Source organism: Streptomyces sp. NPDC058674 (assembly GCF_042716505.1).
Taxonomy (GTDB): domain Bacteria; phylum Actinomycetota; class Actinomycetes; order Streptomycetales; family Streptomycetaceae; genus Streptomyces.
In genome coordinates, this window is sequence record NZ_JBHXSC010000069.1 from 1 (window position 1) to 16,986 (window position 16,986).

Annotated in this window: 13 protein-coding genes; 8 read left to right on the forward strand and 5 right to left on the reverse strand. The window is 71.6% G+C overall.

Annotated features, from left to right (window positions below; all coding sequences use genetic code 11):
* The 5 genes from ACFWU6_RS27740 to ACFWU6_RS27760 all read left to right on the forward strand — a co-directional run.
* On the forward strand, positions 1 to 830 hold an 830-nt coding region (locus ACFWU6_RS27740), incomplete at its 5' end, for an amino acid ABC transporter permease (RefSeq protein WP_383983645.1).
* 8 nt (positions 831 to 838) lie between these two features.
* The gene (locus ACFWU6_RS27745; RefSeq protein ID WP_383802861.1) at positions 839 to 1,591 is read left to right on the forward strand and encodes an amino acid ABC transporter ATP-binding protein; all 753 of its coding nucleotides are present in this window, start codon (positions 839 to 841) and stop codon (positions 1,589 to 1,591) included.
* Complete coding sequence (locus ACFWU6_RS27750; protein ID WP_383802751.1) at positions 1,588 to 2,808, forward strand: M20 family metallopeptidase; 1,221 nt, start codon at positions 1,588 to 1,590, stop codon at positions 2,806 to 2,808. Before ACFWU6_RS27745 ends, ACFWU6_RS27750 begins: the two co-directional genes overlap by 4 nt.
* A gap of 113 nt (positions 2,809 to 2,921) precedes the next feature.
* Positions 2,922 to 4,205, forward strand: a complete 1,284-nt coding sequence (locus tag ACFWU6_RS27755) for a cyanophycinase (protein WP_383983647.1) — start codon at positions 2,922 to 2,924, stop codon at positions 4,203 to 4,205.
* A 136-nt stretch (positions 4,206 to 4,341) separates the two neighbouring features.
* Positions 4,342 to 5,220, forward strand: coding sequence for a MurR/RpiR family transcriptional regulator (locus tag ACFWU6_RS27760; protein WP_383802747.1), 879 nt, complete (start codon positions 4,342 to 4,344; stop codon positions 5,218 to 5,220).
* Positions 5,221 to 5,230: 10 nt separating this feature from the next.
* Here ACFWU6_RS27760 and ACFWU6_RS27765 read toward each other — a convergent pair whose 3' ends face one another.
* A complete protein-coding gene (locus tag ACFWU6_RS27765; RefSeq protein WP_383983649.1) occupies positions 5,231 to 7,294 on the reverse strand; it encodes a pectinesterase family protein in 2,064 nt (687 codons plus the stop codon).
* Between the two features lie 417 nt (positions 7,295 to 7,711).
* Here ACFWU6_RS27765 and ACFWU6_RS27770 point away from each other — a divergent pair, with 417 nt between their 5' ends.
* On the forward strand, positions 7,712 to 8,236 hold the full coding sequence (locus tag ACFWU6_RS27770; RefSeq protein ID WP_383983651.1) for a SigE family RNA polymerase sigma factor: 525 nt from the start codon (positions 7,712 to 7,714) through the stop codon (positions 8,234 to 8,236).
* A 38-nt stretch (positions 8,237 to 8,274) separates the two neighbouring features.
* Positions 8,275 to 8,976, forward strand: coding sequence for a hypothetical protein (locus ACFWU6_RS27775; protein WP_383983653.1), 702 nt, complete (start codon positions 8,275 to 8,277; stop codon positions 8,974 to 8,976).
* Positions 8,977 to 9,205: 229 nt separating this feature from the next.
* On the opposite strand, the gene ACFWU6_RS27780 is transcribed toward ACFWU6_RS27775, so the two are convergent.
* The 4 genes from ACFWU6_RS27780 to ACFWU6_RS27795 form a co-directional block, all read right to left on the reverse strand.
* A complete protein-coding gene (locus tag ACFWU6_RS27780; RefSeq protein ID WP_383983655.1) occupies positions 9,206 to 10,009 on the reverse strand; it encodes a hypothetical protein in 804 nt (267 codons plus the stop codon).
* Positions 10,006 to 10,536, reverse strand: coding sequence for a SigE family RNA polymerase sigma factor (locus ACFWU6_RS27785; RefSeq protein ID WP_383983657.1), 531 nt, complete (start codon positions 10,534 to 10,536; stop codon positions 10,006 to 10,008). The genes ACFWU6_RS27780 and ACFWU6_RS27785 overlap by 4 nt, the downstream gene beginning before the upstream one ends.
* Positions 10,537 to 10,667: 131 nt before the next feature.
* Positions 10,668 to 11,261 carry an expansin EXLX1 family cellulose-binding protein gene (locus tag ACFWU6_RS27790; RefSeq protein ID WP_383983659.1) on the reverse strand — a complete coding sequence of 198 codons (594 nt, stop codon included), beginning with the start codon at positions 11,259 to 11,261 and terminating at the stop codon, positions 10,668 to 10,670.
* Positions 11,262 to 12,511: 1,250 nt separating this feature from the next.
* Complete coding sequence (locus ACFWU6_RS27795) at positions 12,512 to 13,537, reverse strand: ScbA/BarX family gamma-butyrolactone biosynthesis protein (protein WP_383983661.1); 1,026 nt, start codon at positions 13,535 to 13,537, stop codon at positions 12,512 to 12,514.
* Positions 13,538 to 14,030: 493 nt separating this feature from the next.
* Here ACFWU6_RS27795 and ACFWU6_RS27800 point away from each other — a divergent pair, with 493 nt between their 5' ends.
* Complete coding sequence (locus tag ACFWU6_RS27800) at positions 14,031 to 15,290, forward strand: cytochrome P450 (RefSeq protein WP_383983663.1); 1,260 nt, start codon at positions 14,031 to 14,033, stop codon at positions 15,288 to 15,290.
* Positions 15,291 to 16,986 lie beyond the last annotated feature (1,696 nt).

Genomic DNA, 16,986 nt, shown 5'->3' on the forward strand with positions numbered 1-16,986 from the left:
CGGCCGGCTCCCACGCCAAGAACGACAACCTGCACTGGGACATCGTCGGCCGCTACCTCTTCGCCGACCTCATCTTCGACGGCCTCGCCACCACGCTGTGGCTGACCGCCGCCGCCATGACCCTCGGCCTCGGCCTCGGCACGCTCATCGCGGTCATGCGGCTCTCCTCCAGCCCCGTCCTCTACACGCTGGCGACCTGCTTCGTGTGGCTCTTCCGCGGCACGCCGCTCCTGGTCCAGATCATCTTCTGGGGCTACGCCGGCGCGCTCTACACGCACGTCATGATCGGCATCCCCTTCACCGGCATCACCTTCGTCAGCATCGAGACCAACTCGCTGCTCACCCCCGCCGTCGCCGCCCTGCTGGCCCTCGGACTCAACGAGGCCGCCTACGCCTCGGAAATCGTCCGCGCCGGCATCCAGTCCGTCGACCCCGGCCAGACCGAAGCGGCCCACTCGCTCGGGATGCGCCCCGCCCTGACCATGCGCAGGATCGTGCTGCCGCAGGCCATGCGCGTCATCATCCCGCCCATGGGCAACGAGACCATCAACATGCTCAAGATGACCGCCCTCGTCTCCGTCATCTCCGCCCACGACCTGATGTCCAACATCCAAGACGTCTACGCCCAGAACTACCAGGTCATCCCCATGCTCGTCGTCGCCAGCCTCTGGTACCTGGCCCTGGTCACCCTCCTCGGCATCCCCCAGGCGTGGCTGGAGCGCCGCTACGGACGCGGAACCGGCCGAGCCGGACACGTCACCCCGCTGCGCCGGCTGCTCGCCGGCGCAGCGGACCTGACCCGCACGACCGGCAAGGAGGCCGCCCGGTGAACACCCCCCTGCTCCACGCCCGAGGCGTACGCAAGCACTACGGCCGCCTGGAGGTCCTCAAAGGCATCGACCTCACCGTCGAACGGGGCCAGGTGTGCTGCCTGCTCGGCCCCTCCGGCTCGGGGAAGTCCACCTTCCTCCGCTGCATCAACCACCTGGAGAAGATCGACGCAGGTGTGCTCGCCGTCGAGGGCGACCTGGTCGGCTACCGCCGGCAGGGCACCCGCCTCCTGGAGCTCCGTGAACGGGAGGTGGCCGACCGCCGACGCGACATCGGCATGGTCTTCCAGCGCTTCAACCTCTTTCCCCACATGACCGCCCTCGACAACGTCATGGAGGCTCCGCTCAAGGTCGCCGGCGCCTCCCGGGCGGAGGCGCGCGACGACGCGCGGCTCCTCCTCGCGAGGGTCGGGCTGGCCGACCGGGCCGACCACTACCCGGCGCAGCTCTCCGGAGGACAGCAGCAGCGCGTCGCCATCGCCCGCGCCCTGGCGATGAAGCCCAAGCTCATGCTGTTCGACGAACCCACCTCCGCGCTCGACCCCGAACTCGTGGGCGATGTCCTCGACGTGATGCGCCAGTTGGCCGACGAGGGAATGACGATGATCGTCGTCACCCACGAGATCGGCTTCGCCCGCGAGGTCGGTGACACGGCCGTTTTCATGGACGACGGAATCGTCGTCGAAGCCGGCGACCCCCGCCGGGTCCTCGTCGCCCCGGAGCAGGAACGCACCCGCGCCTTCCTCTCCAAGGTCCTGTGAACGCCGCCCCCGCCGGGCAGCGGACCTCGCCCGCAGCGACGCTCCTGCCCCACGCCCAACGCCATCTGCCCGCCTACCTGCGGGACCTGGCCCACCTGGTCTCCATCGACTCCGGCTCCCACAGCCCCCTCGGCGTGAACCGCGTCGCCGACTGGGTCCAAGAGCGGCTCGAACCGCTCGGTTTCGCCGTCGAACGGTTCACCACCGGCGCCGACGGGCGTCCACCCACCGGAGACACCCTCGTCGCCCGCAGACCCGGACGGCTGTCCACCGCGGCCGGCGGCCGCCGCATCCTCCTCGCCGCCCACATGGACACCGTCTTCGACGACGGCACCGCCGCCGAACGCCCCTTCACCCTGTCCGGCTCGGTGGCCCGCGGTCCCGGGGTGAGCGACGACAAGGGCGGTCTCCTCGCCGGAGTCACCGCGCTGCAGATCCTCCACGAGACCGGATCCGAGGAGTACGCGGAGATCGTCTTCCTGGCCACCCCGGACGAAGAGATCGGAGCACCGGCCAGCCGCCCGATCACGGAAGCCGCGGCCCGCGGCATGCACTACGCCCTGGCTCTGGAATGCGCCCGGGAGAACGGCGACCTGGTCATCGCCCGCAAAGGGGTCGCGGACTTCCGCCTCACCGTCACGGGCCGCGCCGCCCACGCGGGCATCGAGCCCGAGCGCGGCGCCAACGCCGCCCTCTCCGCTGCCCATCTGGTGATCGCCCTGCAGAACCTCAACGGCCACTGGGACGACGTCACCATCAACGTCGGCGTCATCCGCGCGGGCACCCGCCCCAACATCGTCTGCCCCGAAGCCGAACTCCACGTCGAAGTCCGCGCGGCGACACTGACGCACATCCGACAGGTCAAGGAGGCCATCACGGAAGCGGCCCGGCACCCCGCCGTCCCGGGCACGCACGTACACGTGGAACAGCTCGACCTCTGCGCACCCATGGAGGACACCCCCGCCTCACGCGACATCCTGCACCACGCGCAGGCCGCCGCCCGGGCCATCGGCCTCGACATCGACGCCGTGGCCACGGGGGGAGTCGGCGACGCCAACCTCATCGCCGGCGCGGGAGTCCCCGTACTCGACGGGCTCGGCCCCGTGGGCGGCAGCGACCACAGCCCCCTCGAATGGCTCGACACCACCACCGTCGCCCAGCGCGTCGCCCTCCTCGCCTCCCTCATCACCTCCCTCGGCGACGCCCGCACCCACTGAGCGCCCGGCACCGACGCGCCTGCCCCCCTCCGGCACCAGGCCATCGGAACGAGCCCCGACACCCCGCTCGCCCGCGCCGGGCCGACCCCATCCTCCAAGGAGGCACACCACCCATGCGTACTCCCACCGCCCTCGGCCGACGCGCCGTGCTCACCGGAGGCACTGCCCTCGTCCTCACGCTGACCGCGGCCCCCGCCACGGCCGCCGCACCCCCCAAGGCCCCACGCGGCTCCCTCGTCCTGATCGGCGGCGGCCTCAAGGACGACAACACCCAGGTCTACGGCGAGATCATCAACCGCGCCGGCGGGCCAAAGGCCCGCATCGGCGTCATCACCGCCGCCTCCGTCCCCGCCAGCCAGGACCCCGACGCGAACGACCCCGCGAACTGCAACAACTCCGCCTGCAACGGCGCCCACTACGCGAACCTCTTCAGGAAGCACGGCGCCGCCGACGCCCAGTGGATTCCCATCGATCTCGACCACATCGCCAACGCCGACGCAACCGCAGTCGTCGACCAGGTCAACTCCATGACCGGCTTCTTCTTCGGCGGCGGCGACCAGTACCGGTACGTCACCACCCTCCTGCACGGCGCGGGACACACCGACTCCCGAGTCCTCGCCGCCATCCGGGCCAAACTCGCCGCCGGCGCCGTCATCGCAGGCTCATCGGCCGGCGCCCAGATAGCCTCCGGGGCCGACATGGTCACCGGCGGCGACTCCTACCAGGCCCTGCGCGACGGCAGCAGCCCCGGCTACTTCGAGGACCCCTCCCGTCTCGGCTACCTCCCCGAGGGCGGCTTCGGCTTCCTGCGCTCCGGACTCATCGACACCCACACCGGCACCAGCGGCCGCGAAGGCCGGGCACTGCGCCTGGCCGCCGACACCGGACACGACCGCGTCTACGCCCTCGAGGAGAACACCGCCCTCGTCGTCGACAACCCGGGCACCACCAGGGAAGCACTCTCCGTGCTCGGCCCGCAGGGCGTGGCCGTACTCGACCTGCGCCACGCACGTACCCGACAGGCCGGCGGCTGGTCCCTCACGGGGGCCCGCTACACCTATCTCACCGACGGCGACCGCTACGACGCCCACCACCGGTTGGCCGTCCCGGCCCCGGCCAAGCGGCCCCTCGTCCCGCGCGGCAACCAGCCGGTGGCCCCCAACAACGACGCCTTCCACTCCGCGGCCAACGCGCACGGCTCCCCGTACTCCCTGCGCTCCACCGCCCGCGAGCTGGTCCAGACCCGGGCCCAGCACACGGCCACCGCCACCACCTTCGAGAGCGGCCCCCGCTTCACCGTGACGCTCACCAAGTCGCCCGGCTTCACCAGCTGGACCGGCGAAGCGGGCCGCGCCCAGAGCATCATCTCGCTGGGCATCGCCATCTCCCCCCATTAGCCCCACCCGGTAGCCCACCCGGAGCCGACCGGCTCCCGGACCCCGGCGAGCACGGCCGCCGGGTGAGACGCCGCATCCGCCGAGGCAGGGGATAGGCTCGGCGGATGCGGCCCGCAACCACGTGAAAGGGACACCCATGGCAGCCGGCTCACTCGCCGACGACATCCGCAACAAACTGGGTGAACTCAGCCCGGCCGAACGCAGAGTCGCCCGCGTACTCCTGGCCGGCTACCCCGCCTCCGGATTCGAGACCGTAGCCGCCATCGCCGAGAAGGCCGCCGTCTCCGCCCCGACCGTTCTGCGCTTCGCCGCCCGCCTCGGATACCGGGGCTTCCCCGACTTCCAGGCCGCCCTGCGAACGGAACTCGACGAACGCAACGCCTCCCCCCTGTCGCTGTACGAGTCCACCGACTACGGGCGCCGGCCCGGCCCCGAGGGAGCCGCCGGGGACGACAACCTGCTGGTGCGCGCCGGCTCCGTGTTCACCGCCGCCGTGGGACAAACCCTGGCCGAGATCCCCCCGCACGACCTCGACGAGGCCATACGCATCCTCAGCGACCGCAAACGCCGGATCACCCTGGCCGGCGGGCGCTTCACCCACCTGTTCGCCCAGTACCTCGCCATGCACCTGATGCAGCTCCGGGACGATGTCCGCGTCCTGCCCGACCGGGCCGTGGAACGCACAGCGCATCTCGCCCACCTCTCCCGGCGCGACGCCGTCATCCTCTTCGACTACCGGCGATACGAGGAGGACAAGGCCGCCATCGCACAGATGACCCGTGAAGCAGGCGGCAAGGTCATCGTCTTCACCGACGCCTGGCTCTCACCGGCAACGGCCCAAGCCGACGTCGTCCTGCCCAGCCACGTGGGAACGCTCTCGCCCTACGACAGCCTGGTCCCGACACTGGCCGTGGTCGAAACCGTCATCGCCGGCGTGATGCGAGCCCTCGGAGAAGACGCACACCGGCACCTGCAGCAGTCCGAGGACACCGCACGGCGCATCGGACTCGTCTGACCTCGGCCGGCTAGGAGCCGGTGGGGGTCCAGTCGCCCAGCCAGTCGTCGACCTCCTGACCGGCGGCCTGGGTGTCGGACAGCTGCGGGCGGTTGCTGCTCGGCGTGCCTGCGCCCGGACCGGTGTTCTTGTACTCCGCGAACCGGTCGTCCTTCCAGGAGAAGCCGCCCATGTCGGACCAGGGGGCGGCGCCGATGCCGCTGCCGAGCGTGGAGTCGCGCACGGTGGTCTGCGGGTCGAGGGACGCGTCGCCGCCCGCGTGCCACGGCCGGCCGAGGGCGAAGCTCCCGGCGGTCACATCGCCGTTGAACGTGCTGCGGGTGATCAGGAAGCCCTTGCGGCCGGCGGGGGTGCTGGGCGCGGTGACGCAGCCTCCCGAGCTTCCGTCCCAGCGCTTCTTGAGGGTGATCACGGAGCGGTCGATCACGGCGGTGGCACTGCCGAAGATGAAGTCGACGGTGCCGACGACGTAGGAGTTCGTGACGTAGACCCGGCCGGGCTTCGCGCGGGCGGAGTCCAGCAGAAGGGTGTCCTGGTCACCGGTGATGATCAGGCTGTCGAGGAGGACCCTGTCCGCGGCGGTGCGCAGCGCGACCGCCTGCGCGCTGACGTTGCGGTTGGCCTTCTCGTCGAAGTCGTTGGAGACAGTGAGGTTGCGCGCTTCGAAGTCGTCGGCTTCGACCGCGACGGTCGCGCTGCCGGACGTGCCGTAGGTGCCCGTTCCATCCGGCCGGGGGGTGCCGGAGGCGTTGCCGTGGACGATGACGGTGTCCTTGCGGCTGCCGCCGGTGCCCTGGAGGGTGACGTACGGCTTGTTCGACGGGATCTTGACGGTCTCCCGGTAGGTGCCGGGCTTGACGGCGATGACGACCCGTGAGGCGTTGTTCACCGGTACGGCGTCGACGGCGGCCTGGACGGTCTTGTACTGGCCGGAGCCGTCTTTGGCCACGGTGAGGGTGGTCGTGGTCGTGGCCGGAGCCGCGGAGGCCGTCCTGCCGATGGCGGAGCGGGGGCCGGCGCCGGACTTCACCTTGGAGGGGACGTCGGCGGCGGCATCGAGGGTGTACCGGTAGTACGTCGTGGGGTCGAAGGCCGTGCCACCGCTCTCGTTGCGGCCGGTGGTGTTCACGAAGGCGTTGCCGCGCTGTACGAGGGCGGCCGTACCGTCCTTGATGACCGGGTTGTCGACCCCCTCGAAGTAGCTGTTCTCCAGCACCATCCGCGTCCCTCCGCGCGCGTAGTTGCCGTAGGAGGAGGTGATGGACGAGTCCGGGTCGTCCTGGAGGAAGTTGTTGTAGAGGTGTGCGTGCGCCACGTTGTCGGTCGACGGATTGCGTTGTTCGGTCTCGTGGAACCAGTTGTGGTGGATCGTGATGTCGGCGGTGACGTGGTCGGTCCAGCCGATGCCGAAGGCCTTGTTGTCGTTCTTCAGCTGGTTCCAGGACACCGTCAGGTATGTGGTGTCCTTGCGGCTGTCGATCAGTCCGTCGGCCATGTTCCGCAGGTTGTTGTGGTCGATCCACACGTGGTGGGCGCCGTCCATCTGGATGGCGTCCCAGTCGTGGTCCTTGTCGTTCCACGTGCCGGCGTAGGAATCACGGATCGTCAGGTTCCGGATGATCACGTTGTGCACGCCCTGGCCCAGGAAGAACCCGCCGCCGACGATCTGCCCCGACGTGCCCGCGCCCACGATCGTCTTGTCCGAGGCGACTTTGATCTCCCGGCCCTTGGGGGCCATGGTGATCGTCCCCGCCACGACGATCACATAGGGCTTCGAGGCGGTCGCGTACTTCTCCAGGTCGGCGAGGGTCTTCACGGTGACGATCGCGCCGTCCCGTCCGCCATACGTGCCGTTCTGTCCGAGCGCGTTGACCGAGGCGAAGCCGTCCGCGCTCTCGCGGGCCCATGCCGGGGCGGAGGAGGCCGCCGCGGCCTCCGGCCGCGCGTCCTCGCCGAACACTCCGAAGGCCCCGCCGTAGGACATGCCGACTGCGGTGGCCGTTGCCAACGGAATGCCGACCGTCAGGCCGAGCCTGCGCCTGCGGTGCCGAGCCCTGTGCTGAGTGGTGTGCATTGCTCACTGTCCTCGGGGATGGCTGGTGGGTGTACAGCAGCCGGTTGCCACCCGCAGGCCGGAAGGTTGCCGGGCGGCGCGAGAAAGTTCTCCGCCGCCCGGACCGGTTCCACCCGGCGGTCGCACTCAGCCCGAACGGTGTGACGCAGACCGCACGGCCTTCTGGCCCCGACCGGCAACGCCTTCGTGCGCGGCCGAGTGCGGGCGCGGCCGTCCTGAAGTGAGCCACCGCCCCGGTGCCCGGGCGCGCCCGCCCCGCCCGGGCACCGGGGCCAGGCCACGGACGGCGGAGCACCCCCGTGCGCAGGAGAGAGTCGACCGAATGCTTGGTATGCTCACCGCCCCCGTCCCACCCGCGGGCACGAAGCCCCGCGCTGACCGGGCAGCAGCACATGCACACCCCACGGAGACTCCGGCATGGCCCTCGACGACAAGTCCGCGGAATTCCACGACTTCTTCGAGCGCCACCACGCCGAACTGGCGCGCTTGGCGCGCCTGCTCACCGGTGAGGCGGAGACGGCCGACGACCTGGCCGCCGACGCCTTCGTCGCGCTCTGGCACCGCTGGGACCGCGTCCTGCACGCCGACCACCCGGTGGCCTACGCCCGCGGCGTGGTCACCGACATGGCCCGCGCCCGCGTCCGCGAACTCACCCGCGAACGGCGGCGCATCCGCCTCCTCCGGGCGTTGCGCCCGCGCCACGCGCAGTCCCGTGGCGGGGGCGCCGTCATGGACGTGCCCCGCGCGCTGGCCCGACTGCCGTTCCGCAGACGCGCGTGCGTCGTGCTCCGCCACGCACTGGACCTCTCGGAGAAGGACACGGCCCTCGTCCTCGGGACATCCCGCGGTACGGTGCGGAGCCGGACCTCCAAGGCCGTGGCCGAACTGCAGCGCCTCCTCGGGGCGCAGGCCGCCGACGAACTGACCGGAACGAGGAACTGATGGAGGACCTGAAGCGTCGGCTCCGGGAGGAGGCTGCGGTGCACGAACCCGACCGGGACGGCATGCTGGCACGTGTCCGGCACGGCGTGTCCCGCCACTCCCGTCCCGACCGCCGTGCGGCCCGGCCGCTGTCCTGGCCCCGCGTCACCCTCGCCACACTGGCCTCGACGGCAGCACTCCTCACGGCCGGATACACGATCGCCACCACCGTCCACCCGAGCGGCCCGCGGCAGGACGCCGCCACGTCCCCGGCAGCGCCGGCACCCCTGCCCACGACAGACGGCGCCCTCACCCCGTCCGTCCCCGCCGTCCCGGCCGCACCACCCCGCACGCAGGACGGACCGCTCCGGTCCGACGGCGCCGTGGACCCGCACAGCAACGCCTACTGGTCCCAGAGCAACATCACGTTTCAGACCGGCGCGCCACTGGACGCGCTCACGCTCGAGGTCCGCATCGTCCAGACGGGCGGTGTGGCCTCCACCGGCGCCTGGCGGACCCTGCCCGAGGGCGACTTCACGCTGACCACCACGGACGAGGACGGCACCCTCGTCTACCGGTGGACCCTCACGCCAGGCCGAACCGTCCCCCCGGGACAGCACGTCTTCGCCGTCCAGTACAACCACGCCCCGGGCCGGCGAGCCGCGACCGCCGATACCTACGCAGCGACCGCCACCACGGCGGAGGGGCAGCGGCACACCCTCACCGGAACATTTCGCCCGGCGCCGAGCACGCCGGGCTGACGCGGCCCGGACCGCGCCCAGCGGCGCCTCGCCGCCCGGGCGGGAGCGGCGACCGCCGGGACACCGGGCAATGGCGACCGCCGGGACACCGGGCACTCCGGCTCCCCGCAGACCTCGCGCACCCGGGTCCGTACGGTCCAGACCCCGGTCCGTACGGACGAGTACGCACCCTGGTCCGTACAGTCCAGTACACGTGCCGGAATCAGAGAAGACAGCAGCTGCCCCCTCCCTATCGTGTCTGGGTGAACCCTCCCCGGTCCGTGACAGAACTGCCCGAAGCCTGTGCGTCGACGTGATAGCTGTCGCGCGCGGCACTGCGCGCGCCGGCGGCGTGGTTGTACTGCACGGCGAAGGCGTGCTGCCCGGCGGGCACGGTGCGGCCCGGCTTGAGGACCCATCGGTAGACCAGCACACCGCCGTCCTCCTGAACAGTGACGGTGAAATCGGCGCTCGGCAGGGTTCGCCAGCTTCCGGTGTTCTGGACGCCGCCCGTCTGTGCGATGCGGACCTCCAGGGTGAGCGCGCTGAGCGGTCGGCTGTTCCTGAGGGCGACGTTGCTCTGTGACCAGTACGTGTTGCTGTGCGGGTCGACCGAGCCCTCCGACCACAGCGGCCCGCTCCCGACCCGGCTGCTCTCCGACGCAGTCGGGCGCGAGCCGGACGGGGCGGTGCCGGTGGGGGCCGGGCCGGTGGAGCCGGGGGGAGCGGAGGTCCTTGCGGGTGGAGTGACCGGTGGGGACGTGGACGTCGACGGGGACGGGCCCGTGGGGGACGGCACGGCCGGGACGGTGGGGGTGTCGGACGGGGGCGGAGTCCGCACGATGCCGGCGACGGCGAGACCACCGGTCGCCAGAACGGCGGCCGTGGCGAGGCAGGCGAGCGCGGCCTTCGGCCAGGCTCTGCCGATCGACGGCGTGCGGTGCCGGACCGTAGCCCCGGACGTACCGCGTTCGACACGGGCGAGCATCCTCGCCCGGTCGGGTTGGTGGGCCTCGGACGCCTCGCGTAGCCGTCGGCTGATGTCCTCGTTCACCGATTCCCCCTCCCTGCTGCCAGATGTCCGACCGTCCGTGCGTCGAGCATCCGTTCCAGCTCGGCCATGCCCTTCGAGGTCTGGCTCTTCACCGTACCGACCGATATGCCCAGAGCCAGCGCGGTGTCCTTCTCCGAGAGATCGAAGGCGTGGCGCAGCACCACGCACGCCCGCTTGCGGAACGGCAGCCGGGCGAGCGCCGCGCGGACGTCCAGTACGGCCGCCACGTCGGGGCCGTCCACCTTCTCCGGATTGCGGGACCAGAAGAGCGCGATCCGGCGCCGCTCCCGCACCGCACTGCGGATTCGTTCTCGGGCCATGTTGGCCACCACCCCGCGCGCGTAGGCGAGCGGGTGGTCGGCCGCGCGCAGCCGGTCCCAGCGTTGCCACAGGGCGAGCAGGGCGTCCGCGGCAAGGTCGTCGGCCGCGTCCGTCTCACCGGTCATGAGGTGCGCGAAACGGGCGAGTTCGGAGTAGTGGCGTTCGAAGAAGTCGTGGAACTCCGCAGCCGTGTCATCGAGGAGCATGTCCCCCGGTCGCCCTCTCCGTGCAATGTGAGCGCTGACAGCCGACGGGAGCGTGGCGGTGTCCTCCACCGGGCCGGGATGGTGGCCGGCCCTTCGGCGGGCCGCTGACGGCCGGTGGGCGAGCGGCGCGCTCAACGCCGCGCGAACTGGACGCGAGCCGGCTGTACGACATCCGGCCTCAACGCCACGCCGTCGATCGCGAGTTGTTCCCCGTAGATGTCGGTGACCTTGATCGCCCCACCGCACCCGCTGCCGTCGGGGGAGAGGAAGTAGTTGTAGTCGGTGCGGGAGAGGTCCCGCCAGCCGTTCGCGGTGCGGACCTGGAGAGCCGCGACCGGATTCCGGTGGCCGATCACCTGGATCCCGCACCACGACCTGCTCGACCCCGTCTTGTACCGGACCGAGATCGGCTCCGATGCGGCGGGGCTGACCAACTTCCACGTGATCGCGAGGCGACCCACCGAAGGGTTGGCGAGCTTGGCGAAGGCCTCGTTGCTGAGGTCCAGTTGACCGGGTGCGCAGGGCAGCGGGCACTCGTTGACGATCCGCACCGTGATGCTCGCCCCGTTGGAGGCGCGGACGAGGACGTACGCCCCGCACGCCTTGGCCGACTCGTAGTCAGTGTGGTTCATCGCCGCGATCATCAGATCGGCGGAGGGTCCGTAGAGGCAGGCACCGCCGCCGTCACCCGCGGCGTACGAGGTCGCGACACCCTGGTAGGTCACCGAGGGCTTGATCCGTCCTGCCCGGGAAGCCGGGGTGGAGGCCGTGCGCGAGCCGCTACCGGCCGAGGGGGTTGGGGAGGGGGAGGCAGCCTCGGAGGGTGAGGACGACGAGGAGCGTGCGGGCGGGGGGCTCGTCGGCTGCGGCGGCGCCGTCGAGGGCGTGGCACCGGTCGGGGCGTCGGCGGTGGGCGCCGCGCTCGTCAGGGTGGATGCGGTGGGGGCCGTCGCCGGGGTGGATGCGGCAGTGGGTTCTCCGCCGCGGTCTCCGCTCCCGGGGGGGAACAGGACGGCCAGGCACGCCAGCAGGGTGACGGCTACCAGTGCCAGGGGAATTCCCATGGCGAGCCCGCGTCTGCGCCACGGTCGCGGGGCGGTGTGCTTCGTAGCCCTCATGCCCATCCATTCGGTAGATCAAGTCGAGGTTGCGCTCCTTAGTGGTCGCGGAGGACGAAAAGGTTGCCGGTCCGGCGCACATATCTTTTCGGGGTCCGGGCCGTGCGCCGGTCCCTCCCGGAACAAGCGGTTGCCGGCTGGCTGCCCGGGCCGATCGGTCCGACAGGTTCGGTCGGTTCGGCCGCAAGTGGCCATCGAGGTAGCGCTCTGCGGTGGCTCCCCAAGATCTGCGCCAAGAGCGAGCGTTGATGTCGATCGGGTGCGCCGCGGAGTTCACAAGCTCGGCTCCCGGTTCTGACTCGGTCTCGCCGGAGTTCGGGAGTGGCGTCGAGCGGTCAGGTGGTGCGCCGGTGGCGCCATTTGCGCCGGTTGCGCTGAGGAGGGCGAGGAAGGCCGGAGTCCGGGGAGCGGGACAGGTCGTCCGCTCCGGCGAGCCTGCCGTGCTGAGTGGCGGCCAGGCCGGCGAAAGCAGAAGTTCAATATCGCGATCTCTGTGACCGTTGCGCTGATGTGGGGGGCAGGGCACACGGCATCGACGGTGCTTCCGTGCCGCGCGTTTGCCTGGCCACCTCTGCTTGCTTCTGGCCGTGTGTTTCCCCGGGGCATGGGGTGTGCTGGTCGTATCCGGCCGCGGCTGTGGTCTATCTGCTTGCCTCGGGCTGGAACGGGTCGACTTTTGCTGTGCGTTGGCCTGCGGTGTGTTGGCCGTGGGTGTGTGTGTCGGCGTGTGTACGTGAGGGGTGGGTGTTCGGGTGTGTGTTGTTGGTGTGTTGGTGGGTGGGTGTGTGTTGTCGGGTGGGTGTGTTTCGTGGTGTCGCCTTGTTGTTGTGGGTTGTGGGTTGTGGGTTGTTGTGGTGTTAGTGGGGGTTGTGGTGGGTGGGTGTGTGGGGGGTGGTGGTGATGGTGGTGTTGAAGATGGTGTTGTTGTTTTGGGTGCCGGTGATGTGGGTGTGGTGGGGGGTGGTGGGGTGGGCGTGGATGTGGGTGGGGGTGTGGAGTTCGGCGTAGTGGTGGAAGTGGGTGGTGATGGTGGTGATGGTGGGGGTGTGGGGGTGGTGGAGGGTGTGGGTGGCTTGGCGGGCGGCTTCGATGAGGACCATGCCGGGGTGGTGGTCGTTTGTGTGTTCGAAGAGGATGGGGTGGTGGAGGTTGGGGGTGAGGGTGAAGTGGTGGGGGTGGTTGGTGGGGGTGAGGACGACGTCGTGGGGGTGGTGTCGGCCGGTGGTGGTGGGGGGGAGGGTGGTGGGGGGGTGTGGGGGGGTGGTGTGGTTGGTGGTGGGGGTGTTGTGGCGTTGGCGTAGGCGTTGGTAGGTGGTGGGGGTGATGCAGGTGAAGTGGGCGGTGCCGGTGGCGGTGTGGTGGTTGTCGCGGTGGATGTCGACGTGGAGTTGGCCGGTGAATTGGCGTGCTTTGTGGGTGGGGTTGGTGATGGTGGCGGTCATGGTGAGGTTGGTGGGGGTGTGGCCGATGTGGAGGTGGTCGGGGTTGGTGGTGAAGTCGAGGGTGTGGAGGAGGATGTTGTGGGTGAGGGGGATGTTGTAGTGGGCGTGGCAGAGGTAGAGGCCGATTTGTCTGATGGTTTCGCCGGCTTGGAGGGGGTCGTGGCTGGTGCCGTCGGGGCTGGTGAAGAAGGTGTGGGCGCGGGGCCATTGGCCGGTGAGGGTGTAGGTGTGGGGGGCGGTGGGTTCGCAGGCGGTGAGGAAGACTTCTGCGTGTGAGGTGCGGTGGACGTATTCGCGGGGGACGGTGGTGGTGAGTGGGGGGGTGGGGTTGCATCGGGTCCAGGGTGCTGTGGTGGGCAGTGCCAGGGGTGTCAGGGGTGCGGGGGGTGTGGGGGGTGCCGGGGGTGTGGGGGTGTGGGGGTGGAGGGTGAGTGTGGTCATGGTGGTCTCCCGCAGAGCCGTTTGACGGATGGTTCGGGGCTGGTGACGCGTTTCGCAAGATACGGACTCTCCGGTTTTGTTTGCAAGGTGCCTGGGGGGTGTGGATGTGGGGGGCGGGGGTGGGGTGGGGGGTGGTTGCGGGGGGTGGGGGTGGGTGGGCGTGTGTCCGACCAGCGGGTTGTCGGGTGGGGGGTGGTGGGGGCGGCCGGGTGGGGGTGGTTGCAAGTGGGAGGTGGTGTTCCGGTCGCGTGTGCGGGTGGGGCGGGTGTCGGGGTGGTGTGGGGGGTGGTGGTCTTCACGGTGTCTTCACGGGGTGGTCACGTGGGGGCGGGTGGGGGGCGGGGTGTGGGGGTGGGCATTGGCAGGGGGGGTGGGGGGGTGTAAGACTCGGGTCCGCCGCCGGTTGTTGGAGAACCGGACGGGCGGTTTGTTGGGGCGGGGTGTTGGTGTTCGGGTACGCCCTGTTGCGGCCGTCCAGGGGTGGGGATGTGGTGTGGTGGATCGTCAGTGTCCGTTTGCGATGGATCTTTCCGGTGTTCGGTTGCATGCCGAGGCGGCGTGGATTCGGGAGCGTGGGCCGGCGGTGCGGGTGGTGCTGCCGGGGGGTGTGGTGGCGTGGGCGGTGAACCGGGATGCGGATGTCCGGCGGTTGCTGGTGGATCCGCGGGTGTCCAAGGATGCGTACCGTCATTGGCCGGCGTGGGTTGCGGGTGAGGTGGGTGATGAGTGGCCGCTGGCGATCTGGGTGTCGGTGCAGAACATGATCACTGCGTATGGTGCGGAGCATGCGCGGTTGCGGCGGCCGGTGGCGGCGGCGTTCACGGCGCGGCGGGTGGCGGGGATGCGGGGGCGGGTGGAGGAGGTCGCGTCGGGTCTGCTGGATGCTCTGGCGGGGGTGGGGGCGGGTGAGGTGGTGGATTTGCGGGCGGGGTTGGCGCATGAGCTGCCGACGCGGATCGTGTTTGAGTTGTTCGGGATTCCGGAGCATGCGTGGGCGCCGCTCCACAAGATCATCAAGGGGTTTTTCGACACGACGGTGTCGGTGGAGGACGCGCGGTGCAATGCGCGGGATCTGCAGGTGGTGATGGCGGATGTGGTGGCGTGGCGGCGGGCGCGGCCGGGGGCGGATCTGACGAGTGCGTTGATCGAGGCGCGTCAGGCGGGTCTGCGGGGTGAGGGGGAGGGGTTCAGTGAGAAGGAGTTGGCGGACAATCTGATCCTGTTGTTCACGGCGGGTTATGAGACGTCGGTGAATCTGATCGCGGGGGCGGTGTATCTGCTGTTGCGTCATCCGGATCAGTTGGCGCTGGTGCGTGGGGGGTTGGCGTCGTGGCAGGACGTGGTGGAGGAGGTGTTGCGTCTGGAGGCGCCGGCGGCGTACGGGTTGTTGCGGTTTGCGGTGCAGGACATCGACATGGGGGAGGGGGTGGTGATCGGGCGGGGGGATCCGATCATCGTCTCGTTCGGGTCGGCGGGGCGGGATCCGGCGGTGCACGGGGTGGATGCGGACCGTTTCGATGTGTTGCGGGTCAGTCGCGGGCAGCATCTGTCGTTCGGGTTCGGGACGCATCACTGCCTGGGGGCGTCGTTGGCGCGGCTGGAGTGCGAGGTGGCGCTGCGGGGGTTGTTCGAGCGGTTCCCGCAGGTGGCGTTGGCGGGTGCGGGGGGTGAGCCGGCGCGGGTGGAGTCGTTCATCTCCAACGGGTTGCGGGAGCTGCCGGTGGTGCTGGGGGCGCCGGCCGAGGGGGTGTGAGGGGCGGGGCGGGGCGGGCGGGGGCGGGGGCGGGGGCCGGGCTGTCGCCCGCGGCCCGGAGGGGCGGCCGGGGCGGGGGTGGCGGGCTGCCGGGGCGCTGCCGGCCGGGGGCGGCTGGGGCGGCTGGGGGGGTTGCCTGGGCCGCGGTTGGGATGCTGCGGGGCCTGCGGGGCCTGTGGGGCGGCTGGGGGCTGTCGGGCCGCCGTCGGGATGCTGCGAAATGTGCGGGCAGCCCGAGTGCTGCCGGGCTGCCGCCCGCGGCCCGGAGGGCGGCTGGGGCGGCGGGGGCCGGGCTGCCGAGGGGCGGCTGGGGGTTGCCTGGGCCGCGGTTGGGGTGTTGCGGGGCGGCTGGGCGGCTGCCGGGCTACGGGGCGGGGCGGTTGTCGGGCTGTCGCCCGCGGCGCGGAGGGCGGCAGCCGGGCCGCCGTCGGGATGCTGCGGGGGTGCGGGACTGCTGCCTCCGGCCTGAGGGCGGCCTGGGCGGCGGGCCCCTGCCGGGCTGCCGGGCTACGCGGGGCGGGGGCCGGGCTGCCGAGGGGCGGCTTGGGGGCTGCCTGGGCCGCCGTCGGGATGCTGCGGGGGTCCGGGACTGCTGCCTCCGGCCTGAGGGCGGCCGGGGCGGGCCCCTGCCGGGCCGCCGTCGGGATGTTGCGGATGTTGCGAAGTGTGCGGGCAGCCCGAGTGCTGCCGGGCTGCCGGGCTGTCGCCCGCGGCCCCGGAGGGCGGCTGGGGCGGCGGGATGGTGCCGGGGCGCTGCCGGCCGGGGGGTTGTCTGGGCCGCCGCCGTGATGTTGTGGGGCCTGCGGGGCGGCTGGGGGCTGCCGGGGTACGTGGCGGGATGGCTACCGGGGTGTGGTGGCGGGATGCAGCCGGGCGTGGGCCCGGCGGGTCGCGGGGTTGCGGGGCTGGTGTCGGGTCGGCCGGGGTGGTGCCGGGGTGTTGGGCTGTTGGGTCGCCGCCGGGCTGGCGGACTGTTGCCGGGTGCTCCTGTCGGGCCGCCGCAGTCGCCGCTGCGACACCCCCTGCCGTGACCGGTCCCGCCTCGCGCCGGGCTGGCGCCCGCCGGCCCCCGGACCGGCTGCCGCCGCTTCAGGGCCACCGGCCGCGACCGGTTCCGCCCTTGCCTGTCGGGTGTCTGCGCCCCCGATCCGTCCGTACCGCGGGCCCCGTATGCCCCGGTGCCCTGGGTTGCGCCGTGGCACCGAGCCCCGCGGCGCCGCCCCTCGCGCCAGGGTGCCCGCCGGTCCCTGCACCCCGCAGGCGCGCGCTGCGACACCCCCTTGCCGTGACCGGTCCCGCCTCGCGCCGGGCTGGCGCCCGCCGGCCCCGCGTCCCGCAGCCGCCGCTTCAGGGCCACCGGCCGTGACCGGTCCTGCCCTTGCCTGTCGGGTGTCTGCGCCCCGATCCGTCCGCACCGGGGGCCCCGTGCCCCCTGTGAGTCCTGGGCCGCGCCGCGGTACCGGTGCCCGCGGCGCCGTCCGGCGACTGCGGGGGTGCCCGCCGATTCCTGCACCCCCGCACTCGCGGCTGCGGTACCCCCTGCCGTGACCGGTCCCGCCTTGCGCCGGGCCGGCGCCCCCCGGCCCCCCGGCATCCCGCAGCCGCTTCAGGGCCACCGGCCGTGACCGGTCCTGCCCTTGCCTGTCGGGTGTCTGCGCCCCGATCCGTCCGCACCGGGGGCCCCGTGCCCCCTGTG